The organism is Geodermatophilus maliterrae, from assembly GCF_041018925.1.
In the GTDB taxonomy this organism is placed as follows: Bacteria; Actinomycetota; Actinomycetes; order Mycobacteriales; family Geodermatophilaceae; genus Geodermatophilus; species Geodermatophilus maliterrae.
This window is the reverse complement of the sequence record NZ_JBFNXQ010000209.1, coordinates 1-1,210: the sequence shown is the minus strand read 5'-3', so window position 1 is coordinate 1,210 and position 1,210 is coordinate 1. Positions and strand designations below refer to the sequence as shown.

Sequence of the window (1,210 nt, the reverse complement as noted above, 5' to 3'; positions counted from 1 at the left end):
ATCTCGCCGTTCAAGCGTCGGTGGTTGAACCAGTCGATGTATTCGGCGACGGCGATCTCGAGGTCGTCGATGCCCTTCCAGGGACCGCGGTTGCGGACCAGCTCGGCCTTGAACAACGAGTTGAACGCCTCGGCCAGCGCATTGTCATAGCTGCCCCCCGGGGGACCCGATCGAGGCGACGGCGCCGGCCTCGGCAAGGCGTTGGGTGTAGCGCACGGCGACGTATTGCGATCCTTTGTCCGAGTGATGGACCAGGCCACTCACGTCCCGGCCGGCGCGTCGGCGGGTCCAGATGCCCATCTCCAGGGCGTCGAGGGCCAGATCGGTGCGCAGCGACTTCCAGAGTTGCCAGCCGACCACCCGGCGGGAGTAGACGTCGATGACGAAGGCGGCGTAGACCCAGCCGGAGAAGGTGCGGCCGTAGGTGATGTCGGCAACCCACAGCTGGTCCGGCCCGGTCGCGGTGAAAGCCCGCTCGACCAGGTCCGGGCGCAGCTCAGGAGCCGATCCCGGGATCGTGGTCCGCGGACCCTTCGCCCGCGTGAGGCCGCGGAGCCCCGCGGAGCGCATCAGCCGCTCGACGGTGCACCGAGCCACCGGATGGCCCTGCCGGCGCAGCTGCGCGTGGACCTTGCGTGCGCCGTAGACCCCGAAGTTCTCGACGTGCACCCGCTCGATCGACGCCGTCGTCGCCGCGTCGGTGACCGACCGCGCCGACGGTGGCCGGGTCCGGTGCGCGTAGTAGGTGCTCGGGGCGATCTTCGCGCCGGCCTCGGTGAGGACGTGGCAGATCGGCTCGACCCCGTGCTCGAGCTGGTGAGCGTCGATGAAGGCGACGATCAGCGGGAGGGGCGGTCGAGCTCCGCCGCGAAGAAAGCTGACGCGCTCTTCAGGATCGCGTTGGCCCGGCGCAGCTCCCGCACCTCACGTTCCAGCTCGGCCAGCCGGGTGGCGTCATCGGTCGTCGTGCCCGGTCGGTGACCGGCGTCGATCTCGGCCTGGATGACCCAGTTGCGCAGCGTCTCCGGGCTGATGCCCAGCTGCTCGCCGATCCGCTTCAACGCCCCGGACCGGGTGACCGGGTCACGCCGGGCGTCGACCGCCATCCGGGTCGTCCGCTCCCGCAGCTCGTCGGGGTACTTCCTCGGTGCCGCCATGACTCTCATCCTCACGTGGATTGAGAGCCTCCATCAGACCCGGGGCGGGACAG

The 1,210-nt window shown here is 69.9% G+C and carries 1 pseudogene and 1 other annotated feature; the pseudogene reads right to left on the bottom strand.

The window, feature by feature from the left end:
- Positions 1-1,157: pseudogene (locus tag ABQ292_RS26495) on the bottom strand (IS3 family transposase); the annotation flags it as partial.
- Positions 751-879: a sequence feature (AL1L pseudoknot), on the bottom strand. Its footprint overlaps the pseudogene before it by 129 nt.
- Positions 1,158-1,210: the final 53 nt, after the last annotated feature.